The organism is Comamonas sp. GCA5, assembly GCF_036541385.1.
GTDB classification, from domain to species: domain Bacteria; phylum Pseudomonadota; class Gammaproteobacteria; order Burkholderiales; family Burkholderiaceae_C; genus Comamonas; species Comamonas aquatica.
In genome coordinates this window covers 38,314-53,539 of sequence record NZ_JAZHFR010000018.1, presented here as the reverse complement: position 1 = coordinate 53,539, position 15,226 = coordinate 38,314, and the positions used below count along the sequence as shown (strand labels likewise).

Below are 15,226 nucleotides of genomic sequence, written 5' to 3'. Positions count from 1 at the left end.
CAGCGGCCACGGGGGGGGCGTCACCTGGGCGGGCATGGGCGCAGGGGCGCGCGGCGCTGGCTGGCTGGGGGATCCAGCAGCAGGGTATAGGTGCGCACCAAATTGCCGGTGCTCCACTGCGAGTCGATCACCAAGTCGACAAACGGCTCATTGATCGGGGTGTTGCTGCTCAGGCGCAGGCTGGCCGTGCCGTCGGGGTTGCGCTGCAGGCTGACCTGCACACTGCGGGCGGCGCTGCTGTAGTCCATGCCCTGGGCACGGAAGACCTCGGGGGCGGCGATCTGCACGCTCAGGCTGTTCATTTCCGCTGCGGTGATCTGCGGGATCGCGATCTCCGCGCGCAGGTTTTCACCCAACGCCGATTGGATGCGGATGGGACCCAGGGCCAGGGCTGCGGCATCGGTGGGGGCAAGGGCCACAGAAACAAAGGCCGCGGCGGCCAGGGCTGAAAGTTTCCAACGATGCATGTTTGCAGTCACGTTCAAAAGGTGTTGTGCCGCTGCGGTGGCAGCAAGTATGGGGAGGGGCGCGCCCGGGCGTAGGCACTTGCGAACGACCTTAGCAGTATTGCCAGGGGCAGACAAGCGCGCACAAAGCACGGGAATCCAAGCCTTTTCCAGGGTTCACTGAGGCTGGACGCCATTATGGCAAGCCCTTGCCCCGGATGGCCGGCCCCCGCGCGCGATTGTCCGGCTGCCTGGGATTTTCGGCGGGCGCCCGCGCGCCCGTGGATTGGCGCAGTGAATTGTTAAGCAATGTTGTCGCGGCGACACAGCCACACCCGGGTCTGCCGTGGTCGGCACAGGCGCTGCGGCCACAAAAAAGGGAAGCCGTGCGGCTTCCCTGGGTGCTGGGCCGGCGCCGTGCTTAATGTGCCAGCAGGATGCGCAGCATGCGGCGCAGCGGTTCGGCCGCGCCCCACAGCAGCTGGTCACCGATCACGAAGGCCGACACGTACTCGGGGCCCATGTTCAGCTTGCGCACGCGGCCTACGGCCACTTCCAGGCCGCCGGTGGTGGCGGCGGGGGTCAGCTGCTGCACGGTCTCGGAGCGGTCGTTGGCCACGAACTTGACCCAGGGGTTGCCGCCCTTGATCAGCGCTTCGATCTCTGCCAGGGGCAGGTCCTTCTTCAGCTTCAGGGTCAAAGCCAGCGAGTGGCAGCGCATCGCGCCGATGCGCACGCACAGGCCATCCACGGGGATGGTGGCGGCGGTGCCCAGGATCTTGTTGACCTCGGCCTGGCCCTTCCATTCTTCCTTGGACTGGCCGTTGGGCAGCTGCACGTCGATCCAGGGGATCAGGCCACCTGCCAGGGGCGCACCGAAGAATTCGGTGGGCACGTCTTCGCGGATGGTGGTGGCCACCTTGCGGTCGATGTCCAGGATGGCGGACGCGGGCGTGGCCAGCTCGTCGGCCACGGCTGCGTGCACCACGCCCATGCCCTTGAGCAGCTCGCGCATGTGGTTGGCACCGCCGCCCGAAGCCGCCTGGTAGGTCATGGAGGAGACCCACTCCACCAGACCGGCCTTGAACAGACCGCCCAGGCCCATCAGCAGGATGGAGTTGGTGCAGTTGCCGCCGATCCAGTTCTTGCCGCCGGCGGCCAGCTTGGCCTGGATCAGGTCGTCGTTGACGGGGTCCAGCACGATGACGGCGTCGTCTTCCATGCGCAGCGAGGAGGCTGCGTCGATCCAGTGGCCGTTCCAGCCGGCCGCGCGGATCTTGGGGAAGACTTCCTTGGTGTAGTCACCGCCCTGGCAGGTGATGATGATGTCGCACTTGGCCAGCTCGGCGATGTCGTTGGCATCCTTGAGCTGGGTGTGCACCGTGGCCATGGCCGGGGCCTTGCCGCCGGCGTTGGAGGTGGAGAAGAACACGGGATCGATCAGATCGAAGTCACCTTCGGCCTGCATGCGGTCCATCAGCACCGAGCCGACCATGCCGCGCCAGCCCACCAAACCTACCAATTGCTTGCTCATTTGAAACGCCCTTCCGAGTTGCGAAAACAGATGTGAATGTGCTCAATCCTGCTTTCCGGGCCCGGCTCGTCTGGCCGGGAGAGGGCGCGCGACGAACCGGGCTGGGTCAGCCTTTGATCGTCGTAATGGTTGTCGCGCGCACGGCCACACCTGCCAGCAAGGCAGCGTTGTGAGAGGCAGTGGGGGAGTGGGCGGCAAACATAAGATGTGGATTGTAGCTGAACTAATGCGGGTTTAGAGAAACTAATCTCTACCCTCCGCAGGGTTTTGGGTTTCGCATTGTGGCGCTGAAACCCGGTGCACCGGCCATGAAATTTTCTGCAGGTGCATGAGTTTGCCTGAACCGCCGCACCCCGGGCGCGGCGGTTCAGGGCGTGGACTCAGACCGCGGCCAGGGCAGCGACCACGGCATCGCCCATTTCGCGGGTGGAGACCTTGGTGGTGCCTTCGCTGTAGATGTCGGCGGTGCGCAGGCCATCGGCCAGCACCTTTTGCACGGCGGCCTCGATCTTCTGCGCGGCGGCTTCCTGACCCAGGCTGAAGCGCAGCATCATGGCGGCCGACAGGATGGTGGCCAGGGGGTTGGCGATGCCCTTGCCGGCGATGTCGGGCGCCGAGCCGTGGCTGGGCTCGTACAGGCCTTGCTTCTTGTCGTTCAGACTGGCGCTGGGCAGCATGCCGATGGAGCCGGTCAGCATGGAGGCTTCGTCGGACAGGATGTCGCCGAACATGTTGCCGGTGACCACCACGTCAAAGCGCTTGGGTTCCTTGACCAGCTGCATGGCGGCGTTGTCCACGTACATGTGGTCAAGGGCCACGTCGGGGTACTGCTGGCCGACCTCGGTGACCACGTCCTTCCACAGCTGGAAGGTTTCCAGCACGTTGGCCTTGTCCACGCTGGTGACCTTCTTGCCGCGCTTTTGCGCGGCCTGGAAGGCGACGTGGGCGATGCGCTCGATCTCGGGGCGCGAGTAGCGCATGGTGTCGAAGGCTTCCTCGGTGCCGGGGAAGTGGCCGTCGGTGGCCACGCGGCGCCCGCGCGGCTGGCCGAAGTAAATGTCGCCGGTCAGCTCACGGATGATGAGGATGTCCAGGCCGGCCACCAGCTCGGGCTTGAGGCTGGAGGCGTGGGTCAGTTCCTTGTAGCAGATGGCGGGGCGGAAGTTGGCGAACAGGCCCAGGGCCTTGCGCAGGCCGAGGATGGCCTGCTCGGGGCGCAGGGGACGGTCCAGCGTGTCGTACTTCCAGTCGCCCACGGCGCCGAACAGGATGGCGTCGGCTTCCTGGGCCAGCTTCAGCGTGGCCGGGGGCAGGGGGTGGCCGGCGGCTTCGTAGGCGGCACCGCCCACGGGGGCGGATTCCATCTCGATGTCCAGGTCCAGGGCGTTGAGCACCTTCACGGCTTCAGCAACGATTTCGGGGCCGATGCCATCGCCGGGCAAGACTGCAATTTTCATGGTGTTCCTCGAAGTTTTGAGAGCTGCTTGCGCACGTATTGCAAGGGTTCCAATTAGAAAAGACTCTGAAACCCTTGTGTGATGCGCGCTGTCAGCTCATGGATTCATAGTTATGGAAAGCGGGTCAGCCCTGGACCAGGCTGCGCGACAGCCAGGGCTTTTGCGCCAGGCGTTCGGCTTCGAAGGCCTTGATCTTGTCGGCGTGGCGCATGGTCAGGCCGATATCGTCAAAGCCGTTGAGCAGGCAGTACTTGCGGAAGGGAATCACGTCGAACGGGATTTCCTCGCCCTGGGGGCGCACGATGACCTGGCGCTCCAGATCAATGGTCAGCTCGTAGCCGGGGAAGGCCGCCACTTCGTGGAACAGCAGGTCGATCGTGGCCTCGGGCAGCACGATGGGCAGCAGGCCGTTCTTGAAGCTGTTGTTGAAGAAGATGTCGGCAAAGCTGGGCGCCAGGATGGCGCGGAAGCCGTACTGGTCCAGCGCCCAGGGCGCGTGCTCGCGGCTGGAGCCGCAGCCGAAGTTCTTGCGCGTCAGCAGGATGCTGGCGCCCTTGTAGCGCGGCTGGTTGAGCACGAAGTCGGGGTTGGGCTTGCGCTGCGCTTCGGGCACGCCGGGCTGGCCGGGCTGGTCCAGGTAGCGCCATTCGTCAAAGGCGTTGGCGCCAAAGCCGGTCTTCTTGATCGACTTCAGGAACTGCTTGGGGATGATGGCGTCGGTGTCGACGTTCTCGCGGTCCATGGGGGCCACCAGGCCCTGGTGGATGGTGAATTTTTGCATGGCGGTATCGGTGTGTCGGGGGTCAGCGCGCCGCGCGTTCGATGGCGTTGCCGGCTTTCTGCACGTCCTGGCCAATGCCCTGGACGGTGTTGCAGGCGCCCAGGGTGAAGGCCAGGCCAATCAGGAGGATCGAGATAGAAGGCTTCATGGTGTGGCTCGCGGGGTCGGTGGTATCAGGCGAACTTGCGGATGTCGACGAAGTGGCCGTGGATGGCGGCTGCCGCCGCCATGGCCGGGCTGACCAGGTGGGTGCGGCCCCCGGCGCCCTGGCGGCCTTCGAAGTTGCGGTTCGAGGTGGAAGCGCAGCGCTCGCCGGGTTCCAGGCGGTCGGCGTTCATCGCCAGGCACATGGAGCAACCGGGTTCGCGCCATTCAAAGCCGGCGGCCTTGAAGATCACATCCAGGCCTTCGCGCTCGGCCTGTTCCTTGACCAGGCCGGAGCCGGGCACGACCATGGCCAGCTTGATGTTCTTGGCCACCTTCTGGCCCAGTTTCTTGACCACGGCGGCCGCTTCGCGCATGTCCTCAATGCGGCTGTTGGTGCACGAGCCGATGAACACCTTGTCGACGAAGATGTCATTCAGCGGCTTGCCGGGCTCCAGCGCCATGTAGGTCAGCGCGCGTTCGATGGCGCCGCGCTTGTTGGGGTCCTTTTCCTTGTCGGGATCGGGCACGGTGGCGTCCACGCCCAGCACCATCTCGGGGCTGGTGCCCCAGGTGACCTGGGGCACGATGTCGGCGGCGTTCAGCTCGACCACGTGGTCGAACTGGGCATCGGCATCAGAGTGCAGCGTCTTCCAGTAGGCCACGGCGGCCTCCCATTCGGCACCGGTGGGCGCCAGGGGGCGGCCCTTGACGTACTGGATGGTCTTGTCGTCCACGGCCACCAGGCCGGCGCGGGCGCCGCCCTCGATGGCCATGTTGCACACGGTCATGCGGCCTTCCATGGACAGGTCACGGATGGCCTGGCCAGCAAACTCGATGGTGTAGCCCGTGCCGCCGGCGGTGCCGATCTTGCCGATGATGGCCAGCACGATGTCCTTGGCGGTCACGCCGGGCGCGACCTTGCCGTTGACCTGCACCAGCATGTTCTTGGCCTTCTTGGCCAGCAGGGTCTGCGTGGCCATGACGTGCTCGACCTCGGAGGTGCCGATGCCGTGGGCCAGCGCGCCGAAGGCGCCGTGGGTGGAGGTGTGGCTGTCGCCGCAGACCACGGTCATGCCGGGCAGGGTGGCGCCTTGCTCGGGGCCCATCACGTGGACGATGCCCTGACCCTTGTCCATGAAGGGGAAGAAGGCGGCCGAGCCGAATTCGGCGATGTTGGTGTTCAGCGTGGTGATCTGTTCCTTGCTGATCGGGTCTTCGATGCCGTCGTAGCCGCGCTCCCAGCCGGTGGTGGGGGTGTTGTGGTCGGCCGTGGCCACCACGGAGTTGATGCGCCACAGCTTGCGACCGGCCAGGCGCAGGCCTTCGAAGGCCTGCGGGCTGGTGACTTCGTGCACCAGGTGGCGGTCGATGTAGAGGATGGAGGTGCCGTCTTCCTCGGTGTGGATGACGTGCTCGTCAAAAATCTTGTCGTAAAGGGTGCGTCCCATGGTGTTCTCTTCTCGTGGGTAGGGAGGTTGTCTCTCGAAATTTTAGGCAGCGGGTTTGGGGGCAGGCTCCCAGCCTTTGCCGAGGTGTTCCACCAGCAACCGCGATGTCACCGGCAGGGCCTCGAAGTCGCGGGCCACCAGGCTCAGGGTGCGCTGTGCCCAGGCGTCGGTCAGGGTCACGCTCTTCAGGTGCCCGACGCCGTGCATGAGCTCGAACGCCCGGTCGGGGATCAGGCCGATACCCAGGCCGTTGTCGATCATGCGGCACATGGCGTCCAGGCTTGTGACCTGGATGCGCTGGTGCAGGGGGTGGCCGGAGCGTGCGGCCGCGCCGCGCATGGCCAGGCTGATGGAGCTGCCGCCCTGCAGGCCGACGATGTCCCATTCCAGCACTTCCTCGAAGCTGATGGCTTCGCGCTGGGCCAGGGCGTGGGCCTCGGGCATGACCACCACCAGGCGGTCGGTGCGGTAGGGGCGGGTCTGCAGGCCGTTGGTGTTGGCCTGGCCCATGTTGCAGATGCCGAGGTCGGCCGTGCCTTCGTGCACCGCCTGCAGCACGTCGGCCGACAGGTGTTCCTGCAGGTCGATCTTGATCTGCGGGTGCTCCTTGCTGAAGGCGCCCAGGTCCTCGGGCAGGAACTGCACGATGGCCGAGATGGTGGCGTGCACGCGCACATGGCCGCGCACCCCGTCGGCGTATTCGGACAGCTCGCCCTGCATGCGCTCCAGCCCGTACAGCACGTTGCGGGCATGGTGCAGCAGGCTTTCGCCGGCGGGCGTCAGCGTCACGCCACGGCTGTGGCGGTACAGCAGCGCGGTGTCGACGGCGGCCTCCAGGTCGGACAGGCGCTTGCTGACGGCAGACGCGGCGATGTATTCACGTTCGGCGGCACGACCAATGCTGCCAAGCTCGCACACAGCCACAAACAGCTGCAACGAGGTCAGGTCGATACGGCGGGCAAAACTGCGCTCGGAATTCTTCATGGCGGGGCACACTTATCAAGTCTTCTCATTTTGAGAAGTTGAAGCGATTTTCTCACCATGTTCAGCGCTTTGGCATCGCGCAATGCGAAGACTTTGGCTATTGTTGTGCCAATCAAGCCATCGTGTTTCGCGATGGTCTGCGTGCCGGAACCCAGAATCAGGAGCTGCTGGCGCGCGATTTCAGGGCTTTTGCAGTGGATTGGGCATGGAGATGCCCGAAAACACAGCGGCACCAGCTCCTGATTCAGAAGCGGGTGCCGCGGTTGGGTGCCCCGATGGCCGGGGCGTGCTTTAGAAGTTGTAGCGCAAGCTGACCCCGGTGGCCCAGTTGCGGCCCGGTGCGCTTTCGTAATAGCGGCTGTTGCCGTCGTTGACGATGACCGATCCCACGTACTGGCGGTCGAACAGGTTGTCTACGCGCGCAAAGGCGTTGAGCGTCCAGTCGCCCAGCTGGCGGGTGTAGCCCACGCTGGCCGAGGTGATGGTGAAGGCCGGTGCGGCTTCGCTGTTGGCATCGTTCACGTACACCTTGCCGGCGTGCTGGGCCGATACGCCCAGGCGCCAGGCTGGGGCGGGGTGGTAGTTCAGGCCCACGAACAGGTGCTGCTTGGACAGGCCGGGCAGCATATTGCCTGCCGTGGCATTGCCGGATGCTTCACGGAACGTGGCATTCAGGTAGGTGTAGGCCGCCTGTACGTCCCACTGGCGTGACAACTTGATGTCGGCCTGCAACTCGGCGCCATAGCGGCGGGTTTGGCCTGCGTTGCGGTAGGTCGTGCGGCCACCACCGCTGGTGTCGCTGACGATTTCATCGTCGGTGCTGGCGTGGAACACCGCTGCGCTCCACATGCCCTTGATGCCACCGGTCAGGCGCTGGCGGAAACCCACTTCGTACTGGGTGCTGACGCTGGGTTGCAGCGCCAGGTTCAGGCCACCGGTGCCGTCGGGGCGGTAGGACAGCTCGGCAAAGGTGGGGGTTTCTAAACCGCGGCCGGCGCTGGCATAGATCGTGGCGTCGGGGGTGACCTGGTGGGACAGCGCCACCACCGGCAGGGCCTGGTGGTGCGTGACCGTGCCCGAGTCGTCGGGATTGCCGGGGCGCAGGTAATGGTCGTCCGACACGAACTTCACGCGGCTGTAGCGCAGGCCGGTGTCCAGGCTCCAGGCTGGTGCCAGTTGCCAGGTGGCCTGGATGTAGGGGTCGACGTTGGTGATGGTGTTCTTCTCGTCGCGGCGCAGTGCGCCCTGCACCCCCAGGGTGCTGCCGACAAAGTTTTCATAGCCCTGGCGATCTTCGTCCACCCGGTCCACGGCCAGGCCGGCCGTCACGGTGACGGGCACTGGCGCGTCGCTGAACCTGCCGGTCCAGCGGGCGTCCACGCCGGCGTAGTTGCGCGACATGTCGATCACGCCCCCGGCATGGCCGGCAGCGGCCTGGGTGGCAGCCGGAATCGACTGGTACTGCGCCATGCTGCGGTGGCCGGCATAGGCCGTCAGGGCCACGCTGTGCATGCCGTCCAGGCGGCGTTCATAGGTGGCGCCCACCTGGGTTTGCTGCAGCGATTTGCGGGTGTTGAAGCTTTCGGCCACGGCCGCGCCGTTGTCGGCCCGGTAGGAAGCGCGGCGCGGGGTCGCCTGGTACTGCGCCCAGGTCAGGCCCTGGGGGTCCTGCGCGTCGGAGGCCATGGTGTTGGCTACCAGGGTCAGCCGGGCACCGTCGCTCAGCGCGGTGCTCAGCTTGGTATTCGCCACGTTGCGGTCTGCCGCGCTGTGGTCGCGGTAGCCATCGGTCATATAGCGGTTGGCACTGACGACATAGCTCAGGCCTTGGGCGGTCTGGCCGCCGGCCTTGACCGACAGGCGCTGCTGGCCGTCGCTGCCAAAGCTCACGCCGCCTTCCACAAAGGGCCGGCCCTCGGGCGTTTCGGTGAACAGGCTGACCACGCCGCCGGCGGAGTTGCCGTACAGCGCTGAGTAGGGGCCGCGCAGCACTTCCACGCGCTCCAGGCTGGCGATGTCGATGTGCGACAGCGAACCCTGGCCATCGGGCATGGTGGCGGGAATGCCGTCCACATACAGGCGCACGCCACGCACGCCGAAGGTGGAGCGGGCGCCGTAGCCGCGCATGGACAGCTGCAGGTCCTGGGCGTAGTTCTGGCGGTTCTTGATCTGCAGGCCGGGCACGCCGGCCAGGCTTTCGGAGAGGTTGACCTGCAACTGGCGGTCGCGCAGCTGCTCGCCATCGAGCACTGTGGCCGAGGTGGGCAGGGCCTGCAGGCTGGGGGTGCCGGGGGCGGAACGCACCTCGACCGCCTCCAGCGCGGGGGCTTCGGTCTGGGCGTGGGCCGACGCGGCCAGGCCGGTGAGCAGGAGGGCGAGGGCGGGCGGCCGGCATGTGACGGTGACGGTGACTGGCATGCGGAAATTAGAAATTCGTATGGACAAAAAAGTACATAAACTTTTTCTAATGCTAAAGGCGGACGTGATGGCGGGCAGGGAAGGTGGCAAGAACCCCCATCTGCGCCGCAGCTTTTGGTGGCACCGCTGGCGAGGATGCGCCGGGTCGTATGGCGCTGTCTGTCGGTGGGGGGCGGATCTTTCCGGGCGTGCGGTGGCCGTTGTGTGGCTCGCAGGCGGCCGCAGTGGGGCTGCGGACATGGGTGCGCAGCGGTCGGCGTTCAGCATGAAGCGCGCTGGATGCCTCCAGGCCAAGCACCCTGAGCGCAGGCAGCTATGGATAGAGGAGCGACGGTCCGCAGCGGCCACAGCATGAAAAAGGCCCGCGACTGCGGGCCTGGGTGGGGTGTGCTGGATCAGCTGAAGAAGCGCTTGAGCTTGTCGGTCCAGCCTTCGCCGCTGGGCGAATGCTTGGCGCCGCCTTTCTTCAGCGACTCTTCCAGCTCGCGCAGCAGCTTGCGCTGGTACTCGGTCAGCTTGACCGGCGTTTCCACCACAATGTGGCAGTACAGGTCGCCGGGGTAGCTGGAGCGCACGCCCTTGATGCCCTTGCCGCGCAGGCGGAACTGCTTGCCCGCTTGCGTGCCTTCGGGGATGTCGATCGCCGCCTTGCCTTGCAGCGTGGGCACTTCGATCTCGCCCCCCAGGGCGGCGGTGATGAAGCTCACCGGCACCTGGCAGTGCAGGTCGTCCCCGTCCCGCTCGAAGATGTCGTGTTCGCGGATGCGGATCTCGATGTACAGGTCGCCCGGAGGGCCACCGTTCATGCCGGGCTCGCCGTTGCCGGTGGAGCGTATGCGCATGCCGTCGTCGATGCCGGCGGGGATCTTCACTTCCAGCGTCTTCTGGCGCTTGATCTTGCCCTGGCCGCTGCAGGTGGTGCAGGGCTCGGGAATGATTTTGCCCGTGCCGCGGCAGTGCGGGCAGGTCTGCTGCACGCTGAAGAAGCCCTGGCGCATCTGCACCGAGCCATTGCCACCGCAGGTGGTGCAGGTCTTGGGGCTGGTGCCGGGCTTGGCGCCGCTGCCGTGGCAGGTGTCGCAGTTGTCCCAGCTGGAATGCGGATCTGCGCATCCTTGCCCTTGGCCGCTTCCTCCAGGGAAATTTCCAGGGAATAGCTCAGGTCGTTGCCGCGGTACACCTGGCGGCCACCGCGTGGACCGCCCGCGCGGCCGCCGCTGAACATGTCGCCAAAGATGTCGCCAAAGGCTTCGGCAAAACCGCCGCCGCCAAAGCCTTCGCCGCCGCCCATGCCCCGGTTGGGATCGACACCGGCATGGCCGTACTGGTCGTAGGCCGCGCGCTTTTGGCTGTCCGAGAGCATTTCGTAGGCCTCCTTGACCTCCTTGAACTGCTCTTCGGCCTGCTTCGCCTTGTCACCCTGGTTGCGGTCCGGGTGGTACTTCATGGCCAGCTTGCGGTAGGCCTTTTTGATCTCATCGTCCGAGGCCGTCTTGGCGACGCCGAGGACTTCGTAATAGTCGCGTTTGGACATGGTTGCTACAGCCAATAAAAAACAGGAACGCCGCGCAAGACCCCATCAGCTGGGGCGGCGCGGCGGCAAGCGGTCAGGAATGCCGCTGCTTCGAATTACTTCTTCACTTCCTTGACTTCGGCGTCCACGATGTCGTCATCGTTGGACCCCGCAGGCTTTTGCTGCTGCTGAGCGGCACCCGCGTCGGCGGCGGCGGCGCCACCCGCTGCACCGGCAGCTGCCTGGGCTTCGGCGTAGACCTTCTCGCCCAGCTTCTGGCTGGCTGTCATCAGGGCCGTGGTCTTGGCTTCGATGGCGTCCTTGTCCTCGCCCTTCAGGGCTTCTTCCAGTTCCTTGGTGGCGGCTTCGATGGCGTCCTTCTCGGCGGCATCCAGCTTGTCGCCGTGCTCGCCCAGGCTCTTCTTGACGCTGTGGACGGCGGCTTCACCCTGGTTGCGGGCCTGCACCAGTTCCAGCTTTTTCTTGTCGTCGGCCGCGTTCAGTTCCGCGTCCTTGACCATCTGCTGGATTTCTTCTTCCGACAGACCCGAGTTGGCCTTGATGGTGATCTTGTTTTCCTTGCCGGTGCCCTTGTCCTTGGCGCCGACGTGCAGGATGCCGTTGGCGTCGATGTCGAAGCTCACCTCGATCTGGGGCACGCCACGGGGTGCGGCAGGGATGCCTTCCAGGTTGAACTCACCCAGCAGCTTGTTGCCCGAGGCCATCTCACGCTCACCCTGGAAGACCTTGATGGTCACCGCAGGCTGGTTGTCGTCCGCGGTCGAGAAGGTCTGTGCGAACTTGGTGGGGATGGTCGTGTTCTTGGTGATCATCTTTGTCATGACGCCGCCCAGGGTTTCGATACCCAGGGACAGGGGGGTCACGTCCAGCAGCAGCACGTCGGAACGGTCACCGGCCAGCACCTGGCCTTGCACGGCAGCGCCCACGGCCACGGCTTCGTCAGGGTTCACGTCCTTGCGGGGGTCGCGGCCGAAGAATTCCTTGACCTTTTCCTGCACCTTGGGCATGCGGCTCATACCGCCGACCAGGATCACGTCCTGGATGTCGGACACGGAGATGCCGGCGTCCTTGATCGCGGTGCGGCAAGGGGCGATGGTGCGCTCGATCAGGTCCTCGACCAGGGCTTCCAGCTTGGAGCGGGTCAGCTTGATGTTCAGGTGCTTGGGACCGGTGGCGTCGGCCGTGATGTAAGGCAGGTTGATGTCGGTCTGTGCGGAGTTCGACAGCTCGATCTTGGCCTTTTCAGCGGCTTCCTTCAGGCGTTGCAGGGCCAGCACGTCCTTGGACAGGTCCACGCCCTGTTCCTTCTTGAACTCGCTGATGATGTAGTCGATGATGCGCTGGTCGAAGTCTTCGCCGCCCAGGAAGGTGTCGCCGTTGGTCGACAGCACTTCGAACTGCTTTTCACCGTCCACGTCGGCGATTTCGATGATGGACACGTCGAACGTGCCGCCACCCAGGTCATACACGGCGATCTTGCGGTCACCGGCGCCCACCTTGTCCAGGCCGAAGGCCAGGGCGGCAGCGGTGGGTTCGTTGATGATGCGCTTGACTTCCAGGCCGGCGATGCGGCCGGCGTCCTTGGTGGCCTGGCGCTGGGCGTCGTTGAAGTACGCGGGCACGGTGATCACGGCCTCGGTCACGGTTTCGCCCAGGAAGTCCTCGGCGGTCTTCTTCATCTTGCGCAGCACTTCGGCGCTGATCTGGGGAGGTGCCAGCTTCTGGCCGCGCACTTCCACCCAGGCGTCGCCGTTGTCGGCCTTGGTGATGGTGAAGGGCATCAGGTCGATGTCCTTTTGCACTTCCTTCTCGTCGAACTTGCGGCCGATCAGGCGCTTGGCGGCGTAGATGGTGTTCTTGGGGTTGGTCACGGCCTGGCGCTTGGCGGAGGCGCCGACCAGGATTTCACCGTCTTCCTGGTACGCAATGATCGAAGGCGTGGTGCGCGCACCCTCGCTGTTTTCGATCACGCGGGTGGTGTTGCCTTCCATGATGGCCACGCAGCTGTTGGTGGTGCCCAAGTCAATACCGATGATTTTGCCCATTTGAAATGCTCCGAATGTTTGGTTGATTGGCTCTTAGCTAAGGGTTGTTCCCGGGGCTTCAAGCCATGGTGTCAAGATTTTTTACGTGGCCTTACTTGGGTGCCGCGACCGTCACCAGCGCGGGGCGCAGCACACGGTCGGCAATCAGGTAGCCCTTTTGCAGCACGCTGACCACGGTGTTGGCTTCCTGGTCGGCGGGGACCATGGAGATGGCCTGGTGGTGGTGGGGGTCGAACTTGGTGCCCGCCGCAGGGGCGATGGTGACCACTTTGTTGCGCTCCAGCGCGTGCTGCAGCTGGCGCAGGGTGGCGTCCGAGCCCTCGCGCAGTTGCTCGGCCGTGGCGTTCTGGATGGCCAGGGCGGCGTCCAGGCTGTCGCACACGGGCAGCAGGCTTTCGGCAAAGCTTTCGATGCCGAATTTGCGCGCTTTGCTGACTTCTTCCTCGGCGCGGCGGCGCATGTTTTCGGCGTCGGCCTTGGCGCGCAGGAATTGGTCGGCCATGTCGGCGTTCTTGGCTTTGAGTTCGGCCAGTTCGGCTTGCAGGCGAGAGATTTCGTCGGCCACATTGGCAGCCATCGCAGCCTCCAGTTCTTCGGTCGAGGCATCAACAGGGGCTGTGTGGGGCGTAGTGTGTTGTTCGGACATGTGGATAGCGTCTCAGAAGAATGAACCTTGCCAGTTCACATGGGGGTGCCTTGGCGGCTTTCAAGGGCCGGGTCACCCAAAGGGTATTGCAGGGACAAGTGTACAAGCCTGGAGAGGGGTGTCTATAATCTCGCGTTTTGCCTTGCTCCACCGCTACAGGCGCAGCGGGGGGCTTAACCCAAAAGGGAGTTTTCATGCGTCATTACGAAATCATTTTGTTGATCCATCCGGATCAAAGCGAGCAAGTTCCAGCCATGCTGGAGCGCTACAAGGGCATGATCACCGCCGGCGGCGGTGCAGTGCACCGTGAAGAAGACTGGGGCCGTCGTCAGCTGGCCTACATGATCAACAAGCTCGCCAAGGCCCACTACATCTGCCTGAACATCGAAGCCGACCAGGCTGTGATGGCTGAACTGGAACACGCGTTCAAGTTCAACGATGCCGTGCTGCGTCACCTGACAGTGCAAAAGAAGAAGGCCGACACCGGCGCTTCTTCCATGATGAAGACTGTCGAGCGCGAAGAAGCCCGCAAGGCCAACCAAGCCGCTGAAGCCTAATTTCAGGCCTTCGCTTGGAGAGTGGAAAACCACGTTGTCCTGACCGCCTGTATCGATGAGCTGCCCGCTCTGCGGTACACCCCCGCCGGATTGCCCGCCTTGGATTTGCGCCTGGTGCACGAATCCTCCCAGATGGAAGCAGGCAGCCCGCGCAAGGTCTCGGCAGCTGTGAAAGCGGTGGCATTTGGTGCGTTGGCCGAGCGACTCGCCCGCCAGGCACCCGGAAGTTCTTGGAAATTCCAAGGTTTTCTGGCCACACCGCGCAACAGCAAAACCGTGGTGCTGCACATCCAGGATATTCAACAAAATTAATTTTCAAGAGGTCCAGCAATGGCCACGTTCAAGAAATTCAACAAAGACAAGCGCCCCAAGCGCAACACCCAGTCGCTGCTGTTCAAGCGCAAGCGCTTCTGCCGCTTCACCGTGGCTGGTGTGGAAGAGATCGACTACAAGGATGTCGACACCCTGCGTGACTTCATCGCCGAAAACGGCAAGATCATCCCCGCTCGCCTGACTGGCACGCGCGCCATCTACCAGCGTCAGCTGAACACTGCCATCAAGCGCGCTCGCTTCCTGGCTCTGCTGCCCTACACCGACCAGCACAAGATCTAAGGAGTCACAACCATGCAAATCATCCTGCTCGAAAAGGTTGTGAACCTGGGTAACCTGGGCGATATCGTCAAGGTCAAGGACGGCTACGCTCGCAACTTCCTGATCCCTTCGGGCCAAGCCCGTCGCGCCACGGCTGCTGCCAAGGCCGAGTTCGAAGCCAAGCGCGCCGAACTGGAAAAGGCTGCTGCCGAGAAGCTGGCTGCTGCCCAAGCCGAAGGCGAGAAGCTGAACGGCTTCACCCTGAAGCTGTCGCAAAAGGCTGGCGTGGACGGCCGTCTGTTTGGTTCCGTGACCAACCACGACATCGCTGACGCCCTGAAGGCACAAAACTTTGGCGTGCACAAGGCACAAGTGCGCATGCCCAACGGTCCCATCAAGACCGTGTCGGTTTCGACCGTGGAAGTGGCCCTGCACACCGACGTGCTGGTCGAAGTGACCGTGGAAGTGGCTGGCGAAGCTGCCTAAGCTTTCGGCAACTTTCCGACACACCAAAAGCCGCCCTCGGGCGGCTTTTGTGTTTTTCGGAATGAAAACAGGCGTTGGTGCTTGGTGCGCCTGCGCTTGCTGCTCTCTTTATTTCAGCGGTTCAGGGACTATCCCTGGCCGTGAAGTCCATG

Annotated in this window: 14 protein-coding genes and 1 pseudogene; 4 read left to right on the top strand and 11 right to left on the bottom strand. The window is 64.3% G+C overall.

What is annotated here, in order from left to right; translation table 11 throughout:
- Window positions 1-20: 20 nt before the first annotated feature.
- From SJH88_RS06750 to grpE, 11 genes and pseudogenes are all read right to left on the bottom strand, one after another.
- Window positions 21-467 carry a type IV pilus assembly protein FimV gene (locus SJH88_RS06750; protein WP_274753974.1) on the bottom strand — a complete coding sequence of 149 codons (447 nt, stop codon included), beginning with the start codon at window positions 465-467 and terminating at the stop codon, window positions 21-23.
- A 400-nt stretch (window positions 468-867) separates the two neighbouring features.
- Window positions 868-1,980: an aspartate-semialdehyde dehydrogenase gene (asd, locus tag SJH88_RS06745; protein ID WP_274753973.1), complete on the bottom strand. Its 1,113-nt coding sequence runs from the start codon at window positions 1,978-1,980 to the stop codon at window positions 868-870.
- A 380-nt stretch (window positions 1,981-2,360) separates the two neighbouring features.
- Window positions 2,361-3,437 carry a 3-isopropylmalate dehydrogenase gene (gene leuB, locus SJH88_RS06740; RefSeq protein WP_042411254.1) on the bottom strand — a complete coding sequence of 359 codons (1,077 nt, stop codon included), beginning with the start codon at window positions 3,435-3,437 and terminating at the stop codon, window positions 2,361-2,363.
- Window positions 3,438-3,561: 124 nt separating this feature from the next.
- Complete coding sequence (gene leuD, locus SJH88_RS06735) at window positions 3,562-4,218, bottom strand: 3-isopropylmalate dehydratase small subunit (protein ID WP_274753972.1); 657 nt, start codon at window positions 4,216-4,218, stop codon at window positions 3,562-3,564.
- Between the two features lie 22 nt (window positions 4,219-4,240).
- Window positions 4,241-4,366, bottom strand: coding sequence for an entericidin A/B family lipoprotein (locus SJH88_RS06730; RefSeq protein ID WP_066537020.1), 126 nt, complete (start codon window positions 4,364-4,366; stop codon window positions 4,241-4,243).
- 25 nt (window positions 4,367-4,391) lie between these two features.
- Window positions 4,392-5,813: a 3-isopropylmalate dehydratase large subunit gene (gene leuC / locus SJH88_RS06725; RefSeq protein WP_183301082.1), complete on the bottom strand. Its 1,422-nt coding sequence runs from the start codon at window positions 5,811-5,813 to the stop codon at window positions 4,392-4,394.
- Between the two features lie 42 nt (window positions 5,814-5,855).
- On the bottom strand, window positions 5,856-6,797 hold the full coding sequence (locus tag SJH88_RS06720) for a LysR family transcriptional regulator (RefSeq protein WP_154163759.1): 942 nt from the start codon (window positions 6,795-6,797) through the stop codon (window positions 5,856-5,858).
- Window positions 6,798-7,088: 291 nt separating this feature from the next.
- Window positions 7,089-9,215: a TonB-dependent receptor gene (locus SJH88_RS06715; protein ID WP_274753971.1), complete on the bottom strand. Its 2,127-nt coding sequence runs from the start codon at window positions 9,213-9,215 to the stop codon at window positions 7,089-7,091.
- Window positions 9,216-9,610: 395 nt separating this feature from the next.
- Window positions 9,611-10,749 (bottom strand): annotated as a pseudogene (gene dnaJ / locus SJH88_RS06710) (molecular chaperone DnaJ).
- A 95-nt stretch (window positions 10,750-10,844) separates the two neighbouring features.
- On the bottom strand, window positions 10,845-12,794 hold the full coding sequence (dnaK, locus tag SJH88_RS06705; protein ID WP_042411235.1) for a molecular chaperone DnaK: 1,950 nt from the start codon (window positions 12,792-12,794) through the stop codon (window positions 10,845-10,847).
- A gap of 91 nt (window positions 12,795-12,885) precedes the next feature.
- Window positions 12,886-13,440, bottom strand: coding sequence for a nucleotide exchange factor GrpE (grpE, locus tag SJH88_RS06700; protein ID WP_043379129.1), 555 nt, complete (start codon window positions 13,438-13,440; stop codon window positions 12,886-12,888).
- 194 nt (window positions 13,441-13,634) lie between these two features.
- Between grpE and rpsF the strand changes: the two genes are divergently transcribed.
- The 4 genes from rpsF to rplI are packed head-to-tail and all read left to right on the top strand — an operon-like array spanning window position 13,635 to window position 15,074.
- Window positions 13,635-13,997, top strand: a complete 363-nt coding sequence (gene rpsF, locus SJH88_RS06695) for a 30S ribosomal protein S6 (protein WP_042411228.1) — start codon at window positions 13,635-13,637, stop codon at window positions 13,995-13,997.
- A gap of 21 nt (window positions 13,998-14,018) precedes the next feature.
- Window positions 14,019-14,309: a primosomal replication protein N gene (gene priB, locus SJH88_RS06690; protein WP_274753970.1), complete on the top strand. Its 291-nt coding sequence runs from the start codon at window positions 14,019-14,021 to the stop codon at window positions 14,307-14,309.
- A gap of 18 nt (window positions 14,310-14,327) precedes the next feature.
- Window positions 14,328-14,609 carry a 30S ribosomal protein S18 gene (rpsR, locus tag SJH88_RS06685; protein WP_042411225.1) on the top strand — a complete coding sequence of 94 codons (282 nt, stop codon included), beginning with the start codon at window positions 14,328-14,330 and terminating at the stop codon, window positions 14,607-14,609.
- Window positions 14,610-14,621: 12 nt separating this feature from the next.
- Window positions 14,622-15,074, top strand: coding sequence for a 50S ribosomal protein L9 (rplI, locus tag SJH88_RS06680; protein ID WP_042411223.1), 453 nt, complete (start codon window positions 14,622-14,624; stop codon window positions 15,072-15,074).
- Window positions 15,075-15,226: the final 152 nt, after the last annotated feature.

What these genes read in the sequence shown, in the direction of transcription:
- SJH88_RS06750 (WP_274753974.1), bottom strand. Translation starts at nt 467, where the DNA reads ATGCATCGTTGGAAACTTTCAGCCCTGGCCGCCGCGGCCTTTGTTTCT.
- asd (WP_274753973.1), bottom strand. Translation starts at nt 1,980, where the DNA reads ATGAGCAAGCAATTGGTAGGTTTGGTGGGCTGGCGCGGCATGGTCGGC.
- leuB (WP_042411254.1), bottom strand. Translation starts at nt 3,437, where the DNA reads ATGAAAATTGCAGTCTTGCCCGGCGATGGCATCGGCCCCGAAATCGTT.
- leuD (WP_274753972.1), bottom strand. Translation starts at nt 4,218, where the DNA reads ATGCAAAAATTCACCATCCACCAGGGCCTGGTGGCCCCCATGGACCGC.
- SJH88_RS06730 (WP_066537020.1), bottom strand. Translation starts at nt 4,366, where the DNA reads ATGAAGCCTTCTATCTCGATCCTCCTGATTGGCCTGGCCTTCACCCTG.
- leuC (WP_183301082.1), bottom strand. Translation starts at nt 5,813, where the DNA reads ATGGGACGCACCCTTTACGACAAGATTTTTGACGAGCACGTCATCCAC.
- SJH88_RS06720 (WP_154163759.1), bottom strand. Translation starts at nt 6,797, where the DNA reads ATGAAGAATTCCGAGCGCAGTTTTGCCCGCCGTATCGACCTGACCTCG.
- SJH88_RS06715 (WP_274753971.1), bottom strand. Translation starts at nt 9,215, where the DNA reads ATGCCAGTCACCGTCACCGTCACATGCCGGCCGCCCGCCCTCGCCCTC.
- dnaK (WP_042411235.1), bottom strand. Translation starts at nt 12,794, where the DNA reads ATGGGCAAAATCATCGGTATTGACTTGGGCACCACCAACAGCTGCGTG.
- grpE (WP_043379129.1), bottom strand. Translation starts at nt 13,440, where the DNA reads ATGTCCGAACAACACACTACGCCCCACACAGCCCCTGTTGATGCCTCG.
- rpsF (WP_042411228.1), top strand. Translation starts at nt 13,635, where the DNA reads ATGCGTCATTACGAAATCATTTTGTTGATCCATCCGGATCAAAGCGAG.
- rpsR (WP_042411225.1), top strand. Translation starts at nt 14,328, where the DNA reads ATGGCCACGTTCAAGAAATTCAACAAAGACAAGCGCCCCAAGCGCAAC.
- rplI (WP_042411223.1), top strand. Translation starts at nt 14,622, where the DNA reads ATGCAAATCATCCTGCTCGAAAAGGTTGTGAACCTGGGTAACCTGGGC.